The organism is Brucella sp. MAB-22 (genome assembly GCF_025908475.1).
Lineage (GTDB): Bacteria > Pseudomonadota > Alphaproteobacteria > Rhizobiales > Rhizobiaceae > Brucella > Brucella anthropi.
The window spans coordinates 1,995,432-2,013,079 of sequence record NZ_CP109782.1; the positions used below are offsets into that span (position 1 = coordinate 1,995,432).

The window sequence follows — 17,648 nt, forward strand, 5'->3', positions numbered from 1 at the left end:
TTTGGGAGACAAGCTTTAGCGCCCGTCACCATTGACTCTTTGCTCCCCTCCCCCTATAAGCCGCGTCACGTTCGCCCGCGCGGTTTTACGGATGGTTTTGTGCTGTCCGTCGCAAGGGACAAGAACCAGCTCCTGTTCAATAGAGCGTGATCCCGAAAAGTGGAAAACAGTTTTCGGACAAGATCGTGTTCAACGGAAAAACAGAATCAAGAAGGGCCGCACACCGCGGTATTAAATAAATGAAGCGCACTTACCAGCCATCCAAGATCGTCCGCAAGCGTCGTCACGGTTTCCGTGCACGCATGGCAACCATCGGCGGCCGCAAGGTTCTCACCGCTCGCCGTTCGCGCGGCCGTAAGCGGCTTTCCGCTTAATCTTTTCCCGCGCTGCAGCGCGGTGAATAAAGAAATGAACAAGCCGAAACAAATACTCCGCCTTCGCAAGAGAGCGGAGTTTTTGGCTTTGAGGAATGGTGAAAAGCGACGTGGTCCACTGTTTCTTCTCGAAGTCCGCGAGCGGACCGAAGAAGAATCGCAAACCGCCAAAATCGGCGAAAAACCCCGTGCAGGTTTCACCGTAACGAAGAAAAACGGCAACGCCGTGATACGAAACCGCATCCGCCGCAGGCTGAGAGAAGCGGTTCGTTGTCACGCAGGGCGTGACATGGCGCCTTCGACCGACTATGTGATCGTAGCGCGCGAGCAAGCCCTCACTGCGCCCTTTTCGCGACTGACCGAAGAACTCTCCCGCCGCATCAAGGCGAAGGGTGAACGGCGGGGCGATGGGAAACGCCGAACGGAAAGACCGGAATCAGGACCCGTCAATGGAAAATAATCGTAATTTCTTCATCACCATTGCCCTGTCCATCCTCGTGCTAACGCTGTGGCAAGTGTTTTATCTGGGTCCGAAAACGGAAGCCCAGCGGGAGCAGGCACGCATTGAGGAGCAGCAGCAGCAGCAGCAGAAACAACAGGCGACGCAACAACAGGCGCAAAGTGGCGACACGCCGCAGATGCCCGCCACGTCCGGAAATATTCCCGGCCATAGCGATGTTGCAGCCGCTGGCGGCACGCTGACCCGCGAGGCAGCCGTTGCCCAGACGCAGCGCGTCGAAATCGATACGCCTTCGCTGCGCGGTTCGATCAACCTGACCGGCGCGCGCCTCGATGATCTCTTCCTGAAGAGATATCACGAGACCGTCGATGATAATTCGCCTCAGATCGAACTGCTTGCGCCCTCGGCGCTGAAGCAGGGCTATTTCGTCGAACTCGGCTTCACCGGCAACGACACGACCGGCCCGGTTCCGGGTCCGAACACGGTCTGGACCGTGGAAGGCAACAACAAGCTGACGCCATCCACGCCGGTCACGCTGACCTATACCAACGAGAAGAACATCACCTTCAAGCGCGTCATTTCGGTCGACGACGCCTATATGTTCGCCGTTGAAGACACGATCACCAACAATACCGGCGCGCCGATCTCGCTGGCCTCCTATGGCCGCGTGACCCGCTTCAACCAGCCGGAACATGCCAGCGCCACCTATGTGCTTCATGAAGGCCTGATCGGCGTCATGGGTCAGGACGGCCTGCAGGAAATCAAGTATTCCAAGGTCGAAGACGACAAGGACATCTCGTTCAAGGACGTGAGCGGTGGCTGGCTCGGCATCACCGACAAGTACTGGGCGGCAACGCTCGTTCCGCCGCAGGACGAAAAGTTCACCGGTCGCTTCTCGCATTTCACCAATGATCGCCCGCGCTACCAGACCGACTTCCTCGGCGCGCCGATGACCATTGCACCCGGCCAGGCACAGACGCTGAAGAACCACGTCTTCGCCGGTGCTAAAGTCGTTTCCAACATCAAGGCCTATGAAGAAAAGCTCGGTATCAAGCAGTTCGAACTGCTGATCGACTGGGGCTGGTTCTACTTCATCACCAAGCCGATGTTCTACCTCATCGACTGGATCTACAAGTTCTCGGGCAATTTCGGCGTCGCCATTCTGGTCGTCACTGTTCTCCTTAAGGGCCTGTTCTTCCCGCTTGCCAACAAGTCGTACAAGTCGATGGCACGCATGAAGCTGGTGCAGCCGAAGCTGACTGAAATCCGCGAGAAATATGCGGATGACAAGATGAAGCAGCAGCAGGAAATGATGCGGCTCTACAAGGAAGAGAAGATCAATCCTCTCGCCGGTTGCTGGCCGGTGCTGGTGCAGATTCCGGTGTTCTTCGCACTCTACAAGGTGCTCTATGTCACCATCGAAATGCGCCATGCGCCGTTCTTCGGCTGGATTCAGGATCTTGCAGCGCCCGATCCGACCTCGCTCTTCAACCTGTTCGGCCTCTTGCCTTTCGGCGTGCCGCACTTCCTGATGATCGGCGTCTGGCCGCTCCTGATGGGCATCACCATGTTCCTGCAGATGCGCATGAACCCGACGCCTCCAGACCCGACGCAGGCTGCCATCTTCACCTGGATGCCAGTGATCTTCACCTTCATGCTGGCTTCTTTCCCGGCTGGTCTCGTGATCTACTGGGCATGGAACAACCTGCTCTCCATTACGCAGCAGGGCATCATCATGAAGCGCCAGGGCGTGAAGATCGAGCTCTTCGACAATCTCAAGGGTCTCTTCAAGCGAAAGCCGAAAGAGGCGAAGAAATAGACTTGAAAGAACCCCGCTTCGGCGGGGTTTTTTGTGCCTTCATGTTGACAATACGGCTCATAACATTGATGCGTGTACACAAGAGAACATACCGACCGGGACAGAACCATTGAACCAGCAGGATAAGAAGCAAGCGGCGATCAGGGCCGCTCAGGCAGCGGCGGATGCGGTCCGGGAAGTCCAGGCGGCACTCGTCGAGGAAGGACGCCTGCTTTTCAAGAAATCGTGGATCTTCATCCGTGGCGTGCCATCGATGAAATTCTTGCCGCCGGAAGGTCCGGTCGAAATCGCTTTCGCAGGCCGCTCCAATGTCGGCAAGTCGTCACTGATCAACGCGCTCGTCAACAAGAAGGGCCTTGCACGTACATCCAATACGCCGGGCCGCACGCAGGAACTGAACTATTTCGTGCCGGACGGCTATTCCGGCGAAAACGGCGATCTGCCACCGCTCGCACTGGTCGACATGCCGGGCTACGGTTTCGCCGAAGCACCGAAAGCACAGGTCGATGCCTGGACGCGCCTTGTGTTCGATTATCTGCGCGGACGCACCACACTGAAACGTGTCTATGTGCTGATCGATGCCCGCCATGGCATCAAGAAGAACGACGCGGAAGTGCTCGATCTTCTTGATAAGGCGGCCGTCTCCTACCAGATCGTGCTCACCAAGATCGACAAGATCAAGCCCGCGGGCGTACCGCGCCTTCTGGAAGAAACGCACAAGCTTACCTACAAGCGTGCCGCCTGCTTTCCGGGCATCATCGCAACATCGTCGGAAAAGGGCGAAGGCCTCGACGAGCTGCGTGCAGCAATCGCATTGCTTATCAAGGAAGCCTGATACTACCTATTCTCACGCATGTCCTAATCCCAAAACCGGTTCCCACTTTTGGGGACATGCTCTAGCTCGGGCAGCTTTCAGGCTGCCCGTCCAGCCCTTCATTGAGGCGCTCGAAACGGGCAGTCGTGTGCCCGTCGCCGCGCTGGATATGCAGCACATAGATGCTGTCGAAATCATTGCCGCGCCATTTCGGCACCGCAGCTTTATCTCCCCCATTGTCCTTGAGCAGATTTCTGGCCAGCTTGTAGAGCTGCTTGTGTTCCCAGCCAACCAGTATCGTCGCATTGTTGTATTGCGGCTGCCCAAGTACCGCCTGCAATTTGCCGATCTCGTCATAACCGAAGCGCGTATCGACCGGCATCTGAAATCGGATGGCGGTCGGCTCCACCGTCGCCAGCGGTCGGTTATAGGCATAGGAAATGCCGCTATCCTTCTTTTCCTTGGCAGGATCGGGCGCAAAAATGGCATCGGGCTTGCCGAAATCTTTTGCAATGACGGCAGGCAGTTTCAAGGAACGATTGAGCCCACGACAGCTGAGCTGTCCCATGCCGCCTTTGGGCTTTTCTCCATGCCGGATGAGGATGATCGTTTCAGTCGTTGCTGCAGGCGCAGCACAGGATGCTGATGTGCCAAGCAGGCAGGTAAGAACAGTGAGGAATATTTTGCACATGATGCGGTCTCTGAAAATCATTCCGGGTAAAAAACCTGCATAGAGCGCAGACCGGCTTTTTGTTGGGCAGGTTTCGAGCTGCAAATTCAAATAATCGCGACCGGGAAAGCGAAAAATAAGCATCTGCGGATTCCAATTGCGATGAATCCGGTCTAGAAAAGCCTGCCTCTTTTTGCCCTGTCGCCAGCCATGGAGCCCGCGATGACGACACTTGAAAATCCCGAAATGCAAGCGCAACTCCTATCCGCGGCCCTGCCCTATATGCAGCGCTACGAGAACAAGCATGTCGTTGTGAAATATGGCGGCCACGCCATGGGCAATCCGGAACTGGGCAAGGCCTTCGCGCGCGATATCGCGCTTCTGAAACAGTCGGGCATCAATCCGATTGTCGTGCATGGCGGCGGCCCGCAGATTCAGGCCATGCTGACCAAGCTCGGCATCGAATCCCGCTTCGAAGGCGGCTTGCGCGTCACCGACGAAAAGACCGTCGAAGTGGTGGAAATGGTTCTGGCCGGTTCCATCAACAAGGAAATCGTCGCCCTCATCAATGCCGAAGGCGAATGGGCGATCGGTCTTTGCGGCAAGGACGGCAACATGGTCTTTGCGCAGAAAGCGCACAAGACCGTCATCGACCCGGATTCCAATATCGAGAAGGTGCTGGACCTCGGCTTCGTCGGTGAACCCGCGGAAGTCGACCGCACCCTGCTCGATCTTCTGGCGCGTTCCGAAATGATCCCGGTCATTGCGCCGGTCGCACCGGGTCGCGACGGCCATACCTACAATATCAACGCCGACACTTTCGCAGGCGCGATTGCCGGGGCGCTCGCCGCAACGCGCCTCCTGTTCCTGACCGACGTTCCGGGCGTGCTGGACAAGGACAAAAACCTCATCAAGGAACTGTCCGTTGCCGATGCGCAGGCGCTCATCAAGGACGGCACCATTTCCGGTGGCATGATCCCCAAGGTGGAAACCTGCATCGAAGCAATCCGCCGGGGCGTCGAAGGCGTTGTCATTCTGAATGGCAAGACCCCGCATTCCGTGCTGCTGGAGCTTTTCACCGAACATGGTGCCGGCACCTTGATCGTGCCATAGAGCGCATCCCGAAAAGTGTGAAACGGTTTTCGGATAAGATGCGCGCTTATCGTGCCTTAAGGATCGACCATGACCGATATTCCGGACAGAGCTGCCTTCGCCCATGTCACTGACTGGGTGTTCGACCTCGACAACACGCTCTACCCGCACGCCGCCAATCTGTTCTCGCAGATCGACGTGAAGATGACGAGCTATGTCGAGACTTTGCTGAAACTGCCGCGTGACGAAGCGCGCAAGATTCAGAAGCAGTTCTATCTGGAATATGGCACCACGCTGAAAGGTCTGATGGAGTGCCATCAGATCGATCCGGACGACTTTCTGAGACAAGTCCATGACATCGACTATTCCTGGCTGACACCTGATCCGGCTCTCGGGCAGGCGATCAAGGCACTGCCGGGCCGTCGCTTCATCTTTACCAATGGTGATCGCGGCCATGCCGAGCGCGCTGCCAGTCAGCTTGGAATCCTCGATGATTTCGACGATATTTTCGACATTGTCGCAGCTGGCCTGACACCGAAGCCTGAACGGGTCACCTATGACCGCTTCCTCGGCGCTTTTGGCATCGATGCGGGCAAGGCCGTGATGTTTGAGGATCTGGCGCGCAATCTGGTCGTTCCCAAAGCCCTCGGCATGAAAACCGTGCTGGTCGTGCCGAACAATTTTGAGCCTACATTCTCCGAAATATGGGAAAGCGATCCCGAGTTCACCGATCAGGTGGACTATGTGACCGATAATCTGACCCAGTTTCTGGAAGAAATCATTGCACGAAGATAGGCAATTCACCGGCCTTGAAAAACGCATCGACAAGGCCGCCCACCGCCTTCTCGACAATCTGCCCCGTCACCGGATCAGCGATGCGCTGATCGAGTTTCTGGTCTTCGGGCTGAAACAGGCATGGGCCTGCCTTTTCGGTGGCGCCATGCTGGCGCTCATCATGCTGACCCGCTGGTTCTGGCCGGATGGCGGCGCAGGTTTCATCACGCGCTACGATTTTCTGTTCCTGTCCGCGCTTGCGATCCAGCTTGCCATGCTGGTCTTCAAGCTGGAGGCGTGGGAGGAAGCCAAGGTCATCCTTATCTTCCATGTCGTCGGCACAGCGATGGAAGTGTTCAAGACCCATGCCGGTTCATGGGTCTATCCGGAGGAAAACTTCTTCCGCATTGGCGGCGTTCCTCTGTTTTCCGGCTTCATGTATGCAGCTGTCGGCTCCTATATGGCGCGCATCAACCGCATCTTCGATATAAGGCTGAACCACTATCCACCGCTCTGGATGACCGTTGTTCTGGCCGCCGCAATCTATATCAATTTCTTCGCACACCACTTCATCTGGGATATGCGCTGGCTGCTGTTTGCTGCGACCTTCGTCCTTTTCTGGCGCACGACGATGCATTACCGCGTCTTCCGCTTCCGGCACAAAATGCCGTTGCTGGTCGCCTTTCTGCTGACCTCGCTCTTCATCTGGATTGCCGAGAACATCGGCACATGGTCGAAGGCCTGGCTTTATCCGAACCAGCGCAATGGCTGGGAACTCGTTTCAATGAGCAAGCTCGGCTCGTGGTATCTCCTGATGATTATCTCGGTCGTGCTGGTGACACTCGTTCACCGCCCTCGTGCCTATGACGAAAACGAAAACGCCCGGTCTTAAGAAAACCGGGCGCGATTCCATCAGTCCCTCAGGACACAATCAGAGCTTGTAAAAATCCTTGATCTGCTCCCAGGCTTCGTCGGCGGTTTCGACAAAGTTGAGCAGTTCGATATCGGCAGGCGAAATCGTGCCCTGCTCGGCCAGAAACTCGATATTGATCGCCTTCGTCCAGAATTCCTTGCCAAACAGGATCAGCGGCACGCGCTCCATACGGTTGGTCTGGATCAGGGTCATCGCCTCGAAAAGCTCGTCCATCGTTCCAAAGCCGCCGGGGAACACGCAGATCGCCTTGGCCCGCATCAGGAAATGCATCTTGCGGATCGCGAAATAATGGAAGTTGAAGCAAAGGTCAGGCGTAACATAGGCGTTGGGTGCCTGTTCATGCGGCAGCACAATGTTGAGACCGATCGTCGGCGCACCGACATCGGCGGCTCCGCGATTGCCTGCTTCCATGACGCCGGGACCGCCGCCCGTCACCACGATGAATTCGCGATAATAGGTCGTTGCCGAATATTCGGAACAAAGCCGCGCGAATTTGCGCGCTTCTTCGTAATAATGCGCATTGGCTTCAAGGTTCTTCTTCTGAACCTCGTTCTTGGCTGCCCATGCCTCGCCGCCGGGCTCCGGAATGCGCGCACCACCAAACATGACGACAGTGGACTTGATACCCCGGTCGGCCAGAATCATTTCAGGTTTCAGAAGCTCAAGCTGCAGCCGGATCGGCCGCAGTTCGCGCCGCGTCAGGAAATCATCGTCCGTGAAAGCAAGGCGATAGGCAGGGGCTTCGGTCTGTGGCGTCTGCGGTACGGTGCGCGCCTGCTTGACCGCTTCCTCAGAATTCGGGAATGGCGTCCAGCCAGACTTCTCCATCGGGTTCATGCTCTCACCTGCTCCTTCATTATCGCCATTCAACGCGTAATACCAGGGCGCTGAGATGCTGACGCATCAGGCCCTGAAAATGCTCAATTGCCGCACCGGCTTAACCAGAACTCAATGAGTCAAGCTCATCGGGTTTTGGTATAACAGCATCCATTCTGGCGCTAAATGCTTAATCTGTCTCAAACGTGGCACTGCAATCGGATCACGAACGACATTGACCCTCATGACGCCTTCGCTTAATCAATTTCCCAGCAAACAGGCCGGACTTGTCCACGCCTGCCTTCCGCCGCCCCTTCATGGAGATCGCACCCTATGACCAAGCCAGACCTCGCCTCCCTTGAGAAGACAATCGACAAGGCTTTTGACGAGCGCGACGGTATCAACACGGCAACGCGCGGCGAAGTGCGCGAAGCCGTCGAACAATCGCTCGTTCTGCTCGACCGCGGTGAAGCCCGTGTCGCAGAAAAACAGGCGGACGGCAACTGGCAAGTCAACCAATGGCTGAAGAAAGCAGTTCTGCTCTCCTTCCGTCTCAACCCGATGGAAGTCATCAAGGGCGGCCCCGGCCAGTCCTCCTGGTGGGACAAGGTGCCGTCGAAATTCGATGGTTGGACAGCCAATGAATTCGAAAAGGCAGGCTTCCGCGCCGTACCGAACTGCATCGTGCGCCACTCGGCCTATATCGCGCCAAACGCGATCCTGATGCCATCCTTCGTCAATCTTGGCGCTTATGTCGATGAAGGCACCATGGTAGACACCTGGGCGACCGTCGGCTCCTGCGCACAGATCGGCAAGAACGTTCACCTTTCCGGCGGCGTCGGCATCGGCGGCGTTCTGGAGCCGATGCAGGCCGGTCCAACCATCATCGAAGACAATTGTTTCATCGGTGCCCGCTCGGAAGTCGTTGAAGGCTGCATCGTGCGTGAAGGTTCGGTCCTCGGCATGGGCGTCTTCATCGGCAAATCGACCAAGATCGTGGATCGCGCAACCGGCGAAGTCTTCTATGGCGAAGTGCCGCCCTATTCGGTCGTCGTTGCAGGCACCATGCCGGGCAAGAACGTTCCCGGCGAAAACTGGGGTCCGAGCCTCTATTGCGCCGTGATCGTCAAGCGTGTCGATGAAAAGACCCGCTCCAAGACCTCGATCAACGAATTGCTGCGTGACTAGTGGATTGAATTTGACGTTTGATACCCGTCCGATATAAATCTCGTTTCAAACGTCAAATTCGAAAAATCCACTAGATTCATAAGGTTACTAGTGGTCTTTTTGATTTCGACATTTGCTCGGCGCTCATATCCCGAGGATGCAAATGTCGAAATCAGACCACTAGAGCATGTCTCCCGAAAGTGGGAACCGGTTTCGGGATAAAGACATTCTTAAACAAATGGATAGCGCGTTTCGACAATGACTGAGAGCGTGCTTAAAAACAAAAGGCGACGCTGCTGGCGTCGCCTTTTTGCATTTAATGGTCGCCCCTTCGGATGGCGCAATGCCTCTGATCCGGGCAGTCCGGGGAGACACTGACGCCATCCTCCGGGGAGATTTCTTGGCAGCCCTTCGGCTGCCCCGCGTGTCACATGCGTGAGGGGGAGGAACGCAACGGACGATGCAGGGCGACCGACAGGCTCAGCCGTCAGAACGAATTAGTTCTGGTAGCTGGACGGGGAAGCGTCGCCGAAGCGATGAGCCGAACCATCCTGATTAACTGGCGCAGACTGACGAATGGCAGCCGGAGCCGTATAGTCGATGTTGCTGCGGGTCGAAGCGACCGGGGTTTCGCCAGGAAGAACGAAAGCCTTGTCCTGAGCAGCCATTGCAGGCGGCTGGCCAACGAACGGGTTTTCGGCATAGGCAGCACCGGCGCTAAGAGCGACAGCAAGAGCGGCGAGAGCAAACTTCTTCATTTCTTTATTCCTTTTCTCCATAGCGTCCCCGACATCGGTGCTTAACCGGCTGAACCTTGAGACTGCATCTCAGGCATAGAGGGGACATTTGGTTAGCTGGGCCTTCGTGGCCCGCCCTACGGTGCCAGGCACATCTGGGAGGAAATGCCCCGACACCTTCGGGAGTACATGCAATGTGGGTATTTCATTCATGCCCGGTCCGTCTGGACCGGAGAGGCCAAAAGTCCGAGCGGACTTTTAGTTCTGGTAAGAGGAAGGCGATGCGTCACCGAAGCGGTGAGCCGAACCATCCTGATAAACCGTTGCCTTGTTGATCGAGGCAGGAGCCGTGTAGTCGAGCTTCTGGCTCTGCGTTGCAACCGGCGTACGGTCATTTGCATAAAGATCGGCAGGTTCGCCGACATGTGGGTTTTCTGCAAAAGCGGCACCAGCGGTAAGAGCAAGAGCAGCGGCAGCAAGAACAATCTTCTTCATTTTCCTATCTCCTTGGAAAGTGGAGCGGCGTTTGTTCGTCGTTCCGATGCAGCTGAAATGGGTGACAGTGGGCAAAAGTTCCAGTCACGAAAATGTTTTCTTTATCACACATTTGTGCGGCCATTTTCTTGGAGAACGATAATTGAAATTATAAAATAATAACAAAATCAAATATTTAATTGATATACCAGCAATCACACGACTGTTACAAAGTGTCTTTTGTTCAAAAAGAGCGAACAGTCTGTCCCAATATATTGTCCAATGAGAGTGAACAATGATGCGATTTTTCGCGAAATCGGCCCTTTGCAAACGACGCAAGCTTCGTCGAAATGACACCCTGATTTGCGGCTGGCATCGTTCAGCCAGTCATATCAGCCTATGCTCAAAAGAAAAGCCGCATCGGAATGCGGCTTGATGACATTCAATTGGACCAGCTTTTGATTGAACGCTGTAACCCCGATCAGTTGTTTGCAACAGCGACCGAACGCCCGGCAATGGAAACCCACTGACCGGAATTGGCAGGCGACTGCATCTTGATATAGCGGTACGAAGTTTTCTCGACCGGCAACACCTCGTCGCGCAGATTGTCGAGGATATAATCGCCATGATCTGTGCGGGCGGTCAGGACGACATGCGGCTCGCTGCCCTGTACCATGGTAATGAGAAGCTGTGACGGGCTGATGCCCCGCGCCATCAGCTGGGCCCGCTTCATCAGGACATAGTCTTCGCAATCGCCCTTGCCGTTGACCGGAATGGTCCAGTAATCGCGCTTGCCATAATTATCCTGATCGGAGACCGGTTTGATGCGGCGATTGACGGAGCTGCTGACCGATTGCAGCAGCTTCGCGCGCTGCGGGGTCATCTTCATCGGCGGCAATACCCGATGCGCACCGCAATCGCGCTTGTTACGATCGCAATACTCCTTGTGTCCGTAAGGAATGCTTGTAAGCCCGCCTGCTTCACTCCATTGCGCGGCCTTGGCCGGTATCGTCGTCGCCCCGAAGAGCACCATCATGCCTGCTATCGCAGAAGTGACAAAACGCATGCGCAGTTTCCCATTTAAAAAGAGTCCCCGTTGAGCGGCCCTTTGCGGGTCTCGTTATCAACTTATTTTTAACTAACGATGACAGGCCCCCTCCGGTCAAGGAAATTTCGTTCCCAAATTGAAACCGGTTGAGAAAAACAAGTGAAAGGCGAAACGATGCCGCCTGCGCGCAACCATCGGATTGCTGTTTCATCCGCCGGTTTCCGGCCTGTTTTTTTCAACGCGCATCCTGTTCCGAAAACGCTTTGCACTTTTCGGGATGCCGTTGGTTTCTCACGCGCATCTTATTCCGAAAACCGCTTCGCACTTTTCGGGATGCGCGATAATCTCGCCGTCAGACGATTCCCTTTTCAAAAAAGTCCCGATCTCATGAGCTTAGCCGTCAATCCCGCCGATAACCTTGCCGCCCTCATCCGTTGTGCATCCGTAACGCCTGCCGAGGGCGGTGCGCTGACGGCGCTGGAAGCGATGTTGAAGCCGATGGGGTTTTCGGTGGAACGACCTGTCTTCCACGATGAAGACACGCCCGACATCGAAAACCTTTATGCACGCAAGTCGGGCAATGGCCCGCATCTGATGTTTGCGGGACATACCGATGTCGTGCCGCCCGGCAATGAGGGCGACTGGAAACACCCGCCCTTTTCTGCCGCTATTGAAGACGGCGTGATGTACGGTCGCGGTGCGGTTGACATGAAGGGCGGTGTTGCCTGTTTCGTGGCCGCAGTTGCCCGTCACATCGAAAAGCACGGCAGCATCAAGGGCAGCGTTTCGTTCCTCATCACCGGCGACGAGGAGGGCCCGGCCATCAATGGCACGGTCAAGCTTCTCGACTGGGCGAAGCAGCGCGGCGAAAGCTGGGATGCATCCATCGTCGGAGAGCCAAGCAACCCGAATGCGCTCGGCGATGCGATCAAGATCGGACGGCGCGGTTCGCTGTCCGGCACGATCACCGTCCATGGCGTGCAGGGCCATGCCGCCTATCCGCATCTGGCCGAAAACCCGGTACGCGGCATTACCACGCTGGTCGACAGCCTGCTTTATCCGGCTTTCGACCAAGGGACGGCCAATTTCCAGGCCAGCAATCTGGAAGTGACGAGCATCGACGTCGGCAACAAGGCCACCAATGTCATTGCGAACAAGGCAACGGCCTCGTTCAACATCCGCTTCAACGACACCTGGACGGCAGAGACCTTGCAGGCCGAAATCATCGCGCGCCTCGAAAAAGCCGCCCGCGACAATCGCTTGCGGCCGGGTCGCGAAACACCGATCAAATACGAACTCACCTGGCGCGAGCATCCGAGCCATGTGTTCCTGACCCGTGACGAAAAGCTGATCGGTACGCTGACGGATTCCGTCGAGGCCGTAACGGGCAAACGCCCGGAACTGTCGACATCAGGCGGCACGTCCGATGCCCGTTTCATCAAGGATTACTGTCCGGTGGTCGAGTTCGGCCTTGTCGGACAGACCATGCATATGGTTGACGAGCGCGTAGCCCTTGCCGACCTCGAAGGCCTGACACAGATTTATGAACGCTTCATCGCCGATTTCTTTGGGTAACGCATAGTCCCGGAAAGTCGCATGACTGTTCCGCCGGGATTACGCGAAAAATTGGGAATCTCATGCCAAGCCTGGACGATATTTTCAGATATTTCTGGGGCGTCTGGAAAATGATGCTCGGGCGCAAGGAAGGACTGGGCTATCTCGACATTTCCGCCGAGGGCTTCTGGTCGTCCTTCTTTGCGATAGCGATTGCACTGCCGCCGCTCTTCGCAAGCTGGGTCGCTTATGCCGCGGATCTGACGGCAGGTCGCGAGGAGGCAGGCTTGCGCTTTGCCATTGTCACGCGCGCAGCCTTCGTGGACATAGCGGCCTGGATTATTCCGCTCGTCATCATCGGCCTTATCGCCAAGCGGATCGGCATTGCCAAGCGTTATGCGGCCTTCGTGATTGCCACCAACTGGGGCAGCGCACTGCTTTCGTGGGTCTTCGCGCCCATTACACTGCTACAGCTCTTCTTTCCCGGACGATTCGACATCGCGACACTGTTTGCCTTCATCATGTTCGGCGCATCCATTGTGCTGAGCTACCGGCTGACTTTTGTCGCGCTGCAGCGCCCACATGCCTATGCGGCACCGTTCTTCGCCTGCATCGTCTTTGGCTCACTGTTCCTGACCGTCCTGCTGCAGCAACTGCTCGGGATCGGCTTTGATCCGCACGCCTATTAAAGCGAAAGCCATTATATCGGCACGGGATGATTGAGGGCGCTGGCGATCTCGGCCATGACGGCACGGAGAGCCGGAACCGTCTTCATATCGGAATGAACGACCATCCACACCTCGCGTGTGAGGGGGGCATGATCCGGCAGCGCTGGCACCAGCTGCTCCTGCGTCTCAGCCATGAAATCAGGCAACATGGCTATGCCCGCATTCTCGCTTACAAGAGCGAGCTGCATCTCCAGCGTATTGGCGCGCAGGGCGATTGGCCGGGCACCAGCCAAAGCAAGCAAATGGGCCTGCTGCGGAGCGTCTTCCAGACTTTCATCATAAGCGATGAACTGCCATTCTTCAGGAGGAGTTCGCGCCAGATAATCCCGGCTCGCATAAGGGCGGAAAGCTTCCTCGCCCAGCCTGCGAATGGTGAGATCGCCGGTTGTCGGGCGCGTCAGGCGAATAGCTATATCCGCCTCCCGACGGTTCAGTGAACTGAAGCGTGCTTCTCCCATCACACGCATATGGATACCCGGATATTGTTCTGACACGGCAGCGAGCGGCTTCGCCAGTCTTGCAACCGCATAGGACGGCGGCGCGGTGAGCGTGATGGTAGCGCTTATGCCCGTATCCCGAACTGCGCCGAAACGGCTGATGGCTTGTGCCTCGTCCTGCATCTTGCGGGCAATCGCCGCAATCCGCTCGCCGTCTTCCGTCAGCAGAAAACGTCGCCCCCGACGATCAACCAGTTTCAAACCGGTTTCGGATTCCAGAGCTGCCACACGTCGCGCAATCGTCGCATGTTCTACATTGAGCAATCGGGCGGCACCGGACAGAGTCCCCGTATCGGCCAAAGCCACAAAGTAACGCACGCTTTCCCAATTCACCATTGTGAAATTTTTCCCATACGCTGCGATAAAATCGGCAATTTTTTCCCGTTTCTCTATCCACGATACTGCCACGGATTGCAACGGAGGCTGACTGATGGACTACGAGATCATTCTGAACGAAACAGGTGAAGCAGGGCTGCTTCAGACAGTCCCGCAGACACCCCGAAGCCCCGGTGCGGGCGAGATACGTCTTCGCCACGAGGCAATCGGCGTGAACTTTGTCGACATATATCATCGGACCGGCCTCTATCCGCTGCCGTCCTTTCCGGCAGTGCTCGGCGTCGAAGGTGCAGGCGTGGTGGAAGCTGTCGGATCGGATGTAACCGACCTCAAGCCAGGCGACAGGGTTGCCTATGCGGGCCTGCCAGTGGGGGCATATGCTTCAACCCGGCTTCTACCGGCCCAAAGGGCGCTGCTACTGCCCGGCACAATTTCCTCGCAGTCGGCAGCAGCGACCATGCTGCGCGGTCTTACCACCCACATGCTTCTGACCGATACATTTCCCGTTGGCCCGGATACAATCATGCTGGTGCATGCAGCCGCAGGCGGACTGGGCACTTTGCTGACCCGTTGGGGCAAGGCTCTTGGAGCAACTGTGATCGGAACCGTCAGCTCGGAAGATAAAGCCGAAATCGCGCGCAAAAATGGTGCCGATCATGTGCTCGTTGGACGCGATTGCGATTTCGTCACAGCCATCCGGCGTCTCACGGATGGTCAGGGCGTTCACGTCGCCTATGACGGAATCGGCGGTGAAACTCTGGCCAAAACGGCACAATGCGTGCGCCCGTTCGGAACTCTGGCGAGCATCGGTCAGGCCGGTGGAAAAATCTCCCAGACCGTCATTGATGCACTCGGCAATCAAGCAGATCTTTCTTTCGTCCGGCCAAGCGTGATCGCTTACATCAACGATCTGGATAACTACCTAAACTCCGCCTCCAAGCTTTTCGACATCATGGAAAAGGGACTGACTGGAACGATTGGGGCAACCTATCCGCTGAGCGAGGCAGCACAAGCCCATCGTGCGCTGGAGACGGGAAAATCATCCGGAAGTTTGCTCTTGATCCCCTAGAGCGCGCTTCGGGTCTCAGTACGGAAAGGCGTAGTCCACACCAATCAGATAAAGCCCATAGGGCGGGGCAACCTGCCCGCAGGCCTTGCGATCTTTGGCTTCCAAAGCCGCCTGCAGATCATCCGCCGTCCAGCGGCCAACACCCACCTCCATCAGGCTGCCTGCGAAGGACCTGACCTGATTGTGCAGGAAGGACCGCGCCGAAACGCGCATTTCCACATAATCGCCATTGCGGGTGACATCGAGCCGATCAAGCGTCTTGACCGGGCTCTTGGCCTGGCATTGCGTGGCGCGAAACGTCGTGAAGTCGTGCTCGCCCAGGAGCCGCTTTGCTGCTTCGTGCATCGCTTCAGCATCAAGTTGCTTCTGCACCCACCATGCGCGCTGATAATCAATCGCCAGAGGCGCACGGCGATTATGGATACGATAGAGATAATGCCGGGCACGCGCTGAAAAACGCGCATCGAATGTGTCCGTCGTCCTCTCGACATTCAAGATGCTGACGCGCTCATCCGCCATGACGAGGTGCGCATTGACCGCATCGCGCACCTTGCCTGCACCCCAATCCTTGGTGAGATCGACATGCACGACCTGCGCGGTTGCATGCACGCCTGCATCGGTGCGGCCAGCCGCACTCAGCGTCAAATCTTCGCCGCAGAACTTCTTGAATGCCAGTTCGATGGCATTCTGCACCGCATGGCCGTTTTCCTGCCGCTGCCAGCCAACATAGGGCGTGCCGTCATATTCGACAGTGAGCTTGTAGCGCGGCACCGCTTACAGAACCTTCGAAACCTGTGCGCCACGCAGAAATTCTTGCGCGGGCAATGGCTTGCCGCCGGAACGCTGCAGCGTAACGAGCCGCACGGCCCCTTCCCCGCAGGCAACCGTCAGGCGATCGTCCAGCACCGTGCCCGGTTCACCGGACCCCTCACCCAGCGCCGAGCGCTGAAGCTTCACACGTTCGACAGCGCCATTGATTTCCATCTCGCACCATGCCCCCGGAAAGGGCGACAGACCGCGAATGGTATTGTGCACGTCCTGTGCCGGCTTCGACCAGTCGATGCGCGCCTCGGCCTTGTCGATCTTGGCGGCATAGGTGACGCCTTCTTCCGCCTGCGGCTGCAAGGCAAGGCTTTCACGCTCAAGCGCGCCCAGCGCACGGATCATCAGGTCGGCGCCGATCATACTCAGACGGTCATGCAGTTCGCCTGCCGTCATGTCCGGCGTGATCGCAACCTTTTCGGCCATGGCAACGGGACCGGCATCGAGCCCGGCATCCATCTTCATGATCATCATGCCGGTTTCGCTATCGCCTGCCATGATGGCACGCTGGATCGGAGCCGCGCCGCGCCAGCGCGGCAGCAGCGAGGCATGGCCGTTATAGCAACCGAGGCGCGGTGCATCCAGAATGGCTTGCGGCAGCAGCAGGCCATAAGCCACGACAATCGCAACATCGGCTTCGAGGCTTGCGAAAACGTCCTGCTCTTCCGCACCCTTGAGGCTCTTCGGCGTGAACACCGGAATGCCGAACTGTTCGGCCTTTTCATGCACCGGTGACTTGGTCAGCTCCAGCCCGCGACGGCCCGCCGGGCGCGGCGGCTGCGTATAGGCCGCAACAACCTCATAACCGTGACCAATGATGGCGGTGAGGATCGGCACGGAAAATTCCGGTGTCCCCATGAAAACGACACGCATTAAAGCACTTTCCCGGGCGCGCGCTGGCTGGCGAGCTTCTTGAACTTCTTGATGACCATATCGCGCTTCAGCTTGGAAATATGATCGATGAAGAGCACGCCGTTCAGATGATCGATCTCATGCTGCAGGCAGGTAGCCATCAGCCCGTCGGCTTCGATCAAATGCTGTTTGCCATCTGCATCGAAGTAATTGACCTTGATGGCGGCTGGCCGTTCCACTTCGGCATAATAATCCGGTATCGAAAGGCAGCCTTCCTCATAGGTGCTGACTTCATCCGTCACGCCGACAATCTCGGGATTGATGAAGACATGCGGCGCTTTCGGTTCATCTTCCTTGGCAAGGTCGATGACGAGCATGCGGATCGGTTCGCCTACCTGAATGGCGGCGAGGCCAATGCCCGGCGCATCATACATGGTGTCGAACATGTCGCCGGCAAATTTGCGCAGCTGGTCGTCAAAGCGCTCCACAGGCTTGGAAACCTGGCGCAGGACGGGATCGGGAAGGATGACAAGCGGTTTTACAGACATGGGCTTTCACGTAATGGCTCACGCGAGAATCGTCAATTACACTTTGCAAAATGTTCTCGTTTT

At 56.8% G+C, this 17,648-nt stretch carries 20 protein-coding genes; 11 read left to right on the forward strand and 9 right to left on the reverse strand.

The genetic code is table 11. The features are described from left to right. Nucleotides 1-239 precede the first annotated feature (239 nt). From rpmH to yihA, 4 genes are all read left to right on the forward strand, one after another. A complete protein-coding gene (gene rpmH, locus OHI65_RS19120) occupies nt 240-374 on the forward strand; it encodes a 50S ribosomal protein L34 (RefSeq protein WP_264358761.1) in 135 nt (44 codons plus the stop codon). Between the two features lie 34 nt (nt 375-408). Next, nucleotides 409-834: a ribonuclease P protein component gene (gene rnpA, locus OHI65_RS19125; RefSeq protein ID WP_010659430.1), complete on the forward strand. Its 426-nt coding sequence runs from the start codon at nt 409-411 to the stop codon at nt 832-834. After that, nucleotides 824-2,653 carry a membrane protein insertase YidC gene (gene yidC, locus OHI65_RS19130; protein ID WP_125299984.1) on the forward strand — a complete coding sequence of 610 codons (1,830 nt, stop codon included), beginning with the start codon at nt 824-826 and terminating at the stop codon, nt 2,651-2,653. The genes rnpA and yidC overlap by 11 nt, the downstream gene beginning before the upstream one ends. Nucleotides 2,654-2,861: 208 nt before the next feature. Further along, nucleotides 2,862-3,488, forward strand: coding sequence for a ribosome biogenesis GTP-binding protein YihA/YsxC (gene yihA, locus OHI65_RS19135; RefSeq protein WP_036563705.1), 627 nt, complete (start codon nt 2,862-2,864; stop codon nt 3,486-3,488). 61 nt (nt 3,489-3,549) lie between these two features. Here yihA and OHI65_RS19140 read toward each other — a convergent pair whose 3' ends face one another. Continuing rightward, complete coding sequence (locus OHI65_RS19140; RefSeq protein ID WP_235824392.1) at nt 3,550-4,158, reverse strand: hypothetical protein; 609 nt, start codon at nt 4,156-4,158, stop codon at nt 3,550-3,552. 201 nt (nt 4,159-4,359) lie between these two features. On the opposite strand from OHI65_RS19140, the gene argB reads away from it, so the two are divergent. From argB to OHI65_RS19155, 3 genes are all read left to right on the forward strand, one after another. Then, nucleotides 4,360-5,250 (forward strand): acetylglutamate kinase, encoded by an 891-nt coding sequence (gene argB / locus OHI65_RS19145; RefSeq protein WP_010659426.1) that lies wholly within the window; start codon nt 4,360-4,362, stop codon nt 5,248-5,250. A 69-nt stretch (nt 5,251-5,319) separates the two neighbouring features. Next, the gene (locus tag OHI65_RS19150) at nt 5,320-6,024 is read left to right on the forward strand and encodes a pyrimidine 5'-nucleotidase (RefSeq protein ID WP_012091445.1); all 705 of its coding nucleotides are present in this window, start codon (nt 5,320-5,322) and stop codon (nt 6,022-6,024) included. Continuing rightward, nucleotides 6,011-6,895 carry a DUF817 domain-containing protein gene (locus OHI65_RS19155; protein WP_125299982.1) on the forward strand — a complete coding sequence of 295 codons (885 nt, stop codon included), beginning with the start codon at nt 6,011-6,013 and terminating at the stop codon, nt 6,893-6,895. Before OHI65_RS19150 ends, OHI65_RS19155 begins: the two co-directional genes overlap by 14 nt. Before the next feature lie 39 nt (nt 6,896-6,934). On the opposite strand, the gene OHI65_RS19160 is transcribed toward OHI65_RS19155, so the two are convergent. Next, nucleotides 6,935-7,774, reverse strand: coding sequence for an LOG family protein (locus OHI65_RS19160; RefSeq protein ID WP_012091443.1), 840 nt, complete (start codon nt 7,772-7,774; stop codon nt 6,935-6,937). 312 nt (nt 7,775-8,086) lie between these two features. Between OHI65_RS19160 and dapD the strand changes: the two genes are divergently transcribed. Next, nucleotides 8,087-8,941: a 2,3,4,5-tetrahydropyridine-2,6-dicarboxylate N-succinyltransferase gene (gene dapD / locus OHI65_RS19165; protein ID WP_010659422.1), complete on the forward strand. Its 855-nt coding sequence runs from the start codon at nt 8,087-8,089 to the stop codon at nt 8,939-8,941. A gap of 476 nt (nt 8,942-9,417) precedes the next feature. Here the strand turns inward: dapD and OHI65_RS19170 are convergent, their stop codons facing one another. From OHI65_RS19170 to OHI65_RS19180, 3 genes are all read right to left on the reverse strand, one after another. Beyond that, nucleotides 9,418-9,678, reverse strand: coding sequence for a hypothetical protein (locus OHI65_RS19170; RefSeq protein ID WP_010659421.1), 261 nt, complete (start codon nt 9,676-9,678; stop codon nt 9,418-9,420). 237 nt (nt 9,679-9,915) lie between these two features. Continuing rightward, nucleotides 9,916-10,152 carry a hypothetical protein gene (locus tag OHI65_RS19175; protein ID WP_010659420.1) on the reverse strand — a complete coding sequence of 79 codons (237 nt, stop codon included), beginning with the start codon at nt 10,150-10,152 and terminating at the stop codon, nt 9,916-9,918. Nucleotides 10,153-10,612: 460 nt separating this feature from the next. Then, the gene (locus OHI65_RS19180) at nt 10,613-11,164 is read right to left on the reverse strand and encodes a transglutaminase-like cysteine peptidase (RefSeq protein WP_010659419.1); all 552 of its coding nucleotides are present in this window, start codon (nt 11,162-11,164) and stop codon (nt 10,613-10,615) included. Between the two features lie 402 nt (nt 11,165-11,566). Between OHI65_RS19180 and dapE the strand changes: the two genes are divergently transcribed. Continuing rightward, nucleotides 11,567-12,754, forward strand: coding sequence for a succinyl-diaminopimelate desuccinylase (dapE, locus tag OHI65_RS19185; protein WP_012091440.1), 1,188 nt, complete (start codon nt 11,567-11,569; stop codon nt 12,752-12,754). A 62-nt stretch (nt 12,755-12,816) separates the two neighbouring features. Then, nucleotides 12,817-13,422 (forward strand): hypothetical protein, encoded by a 606-nt coding sequence (locus OHI65_RS19190; RefSeq protein ID WP_010659416.1) that lies wholly within the window; start codon nt 12,817-12,819, stop codon nt 13,420-13,422. Between the two features lie 11 nt (nt 13,423-13,433). Here the strand turns inward: OHI65_RS19190 and OHI65_RS19195 are convergent, their stop codons facing one another. After that, nucleotides 13,434-14,294 carry a LysR family transcriptional regulator gene (locus OHI65_RS19195; RefSeq protein WP_012091439.1) on the reverse strand — a complete coding sequence of 287 codons (861 nt, stop codon included), beginning with the start codon at nt 14,292-14,294 and terminating at the stop codon, nt 13,434-13,436. A 94-nt stretch (nt 14,295-14,388) separates the two neighbouring features. On the opposite strand from OHI65_RS19195, the gene OHI65_RS19200 reads away from it, so the two are divergent. Then, nucleotides 14,389-15,363 carry a quinone oxidoreductase family protein gene (locus OHI65_RS19200; protein WP_125299981.1) on the forward strand — a complete coding sequence of 325 codons (975 nt, stop codon included), beginning with the start codon at nt 14,389-14,391 and terminating at the stop codon, nt 15,361-15,363. A 15-nt stretch (nt 15,364-15,378) separates the two neighbouring features. Here OHI65_RS19200 and truA read toward each other — a convergent pair whose 3' ends face one another. Genes truA through def form a run of 3 tightly spaced genes read right to left on the reverse strand, consistent with a single transcriptional unit; the run spans nt 15,379 to nt 17,585 of the window. Continuing rightward, complete coding sequence (truA, locus tag OHI65_RS19205) at nt 15,379-16,134, reverse strand: tRNA pseudouridine(38-40) synthase TruA (RefSeq protein WP_125299980.1); 756 nt, start codon at nt 16,132-16,134, stop codon at nt 15,379-15,381. Between the two features lie 3 nt (nt 16,135-16,137). Then, entirely contained in the window at nt 16,138-17,058 is a 921-nt protein-coding gene (gene fmt, locus OHI65_RS19210) for a methionyl-tRNA formyltransferase (RefSeq protein WP_125299979.1), read from the reverse strand. Further along, nucleotides 17,058-17,585: a peptide deformylase gene (gene def, locus OHI65_RS19215; protein ID WP_010659411.1), complete on the reverse strand. Its 528-nt coding sequence runs from the start codon at nt 17,583-17,585 to the stop codon at nt 17,058-17,060. Before def ends, fmt begins: the two co-directional genes overlap by 1 nt. Between the last annotated feature and the right edge of the window lie 63 nt (nt 17,586-17,648).

Coding starts and splice junctions, on each gene's coding strand:
- OHI65_RS19160 (WP_012091443.1), bottom strand. CDS start 7,774: ATGAACCCGATGGAGAAGTCTGGCTGGACGCCATTCCCGAATTCTGAG.
- OHI65_RS19190 (WP_010659416.1), top strand. CDS start 12,817: ATGCCAAGCCTGGACGATATTTTCAGATATTTCTGGGGCGTCTGGAAA.
- OHI65_RS19200 (WP_125299981.1), top strand. CDS start 14,389: ATGGACTACGAGATCATTCTGAACGAAACAGGTGAAGCAGGGCTGCTT.
- OHI65_RS19195 (WP_012091439.1), bottom strand. CDS start 14,294: ATGGTGAATTGGGAAAGCGTGCGTTACTTTGTGGCTTTGGCCGATACG.
- argB (WP_010659426.1), top strand. CDS start 4,360: ATGACGACACTTGAAAATCCCGAAATGCAAGCGCAACTCCTATCCGCG.
- rpmH (WP_264358761.1), top strand. CDS start 240: ATGAAGCGCACTTACCAGCCATCCAAGATCGTCCGCAAGCGTCGTCAC.
- rnpA (WP_010659430.1), top strand. CDS start 409: ATGAACAAGCCGAAACAAATACTCCGCCTTCGCAAGAGAGCGGAGTTT.
- OHI65_RS19150 (WP_012091445.1), top strand. CDS start 5,320: ATGACCGATATTCCGGACAGAGCTGCCTTCGCCCATGTCACTGACTGG.
- OHI65_RS19175 (WP_010659420.1), bottom strand. CDS start 10,152: ATGAAGAAGATTGTTCTTGCTGCCGCTGCTCTTGCTCTTACCGCTGGT.
- OHI65_RS19180 (WP_010659419.1), bottom strand. CDS start 11,164: ATGGTGCTCTTCGGGGCGACGACGATACCGGCCAAGGCCGCGCAATGG.
- dapE (WP_012091440.1), top strand. CDS start 11,567: ATGAGCTTAGCCGTCAATCCCGCCGATAACCTTGCCGCCCTCATCCGT.
- OHI65_RS19140 (WP_235824392.1), bottom strand. CDS start 4,158: ATGTGCAAAATATTCCTCACTGTTCTTACCTGCCTGCTTGGCACATCA.
- dapD (WP_010659422.1), top strand. CDS start 8,087: ATGACCAAGCCAGACCTCGCCTCCCTTGAGAAGACAATCGACAAGGCT.
- OHI65_RS19170 (WP_010659421.1), bottom strand. CDS start 9,678: ATGAAGAAGTTTGCTCTCGCCGCTCTTGCTGTCGCTCTTAGCGCCGGT.
- fmt (WP_125299979.1), bottom strand. CDS start 17,058: ATGCGTGTCGTTTTCATGGGGACACCGGAATTTTCCGTGCCGATCCTC.
- yidC (WP_125299984.1), top strand. CDS start 824: ATGGAAAATAATCGTAATTTCTTCATCACCATTGCCCTGTCCATCCTC.
- def (WP_010659411.1), bottom strand. CDS start 17,585: ATGTCTGTAAAACCGCTTGTCATCCTTCCCGATCCCGTCCTGCGCCAG.